The 268-nt window shown below is 66.8% G+C and carries 1 protein-coding gene; it reads right to left on the bottom strand.

Annotated elements, in window-relative coordinates; all coding sequences use genetic code 11:
- A partial coding sequence (locus SB771_RS34740) for an aminotransferase class V-fold PLP-dependent enzyme (RefSeq protein ID WP_410722007.1) occupies positions 1–268 on the bottom strand: 268 nt, incomplete at both ends.

Genomic DNA, 268 nt, shown 5'->3' with positions numbered 1-268 from the left:
AGCTTGTCACGCAGCATGCGCACGCGCTCGATCTCGGTCGCCATTTCTTCGCGCGCGGTGCGGAACGCTTCGCCCATGCCGACGATCCGGTGCGTCACCAGCGTGCCCGAACGCATCCCGCGCTCGTGACCGCCGCCGTGCATCTGCGCTTCGATGCGCACGCGCGGCTTGCGGCGCACGTACAGCGCGCCGATGCCATTCGGGCCGTAGGTCTTGTGTGCCGAGAACGACATCAGGTCGACCTTCAGCTTCGCGAGGTCGATCTCGA

This window comes from Burkholderia sp. SIMBA_051 (assembly GCF_046534915.1).
GTDB lineage: Bacteria > Pseudomonadota > Gammaproteobacteria > Burkholderiales > Burkholderiaceae > Burkholderia > Burkholderia ambifaria.
Note: the sequence above shows the minus strand (reverse complement) of the source record. Positions and strands in the feature narration are given on the sequence as shown.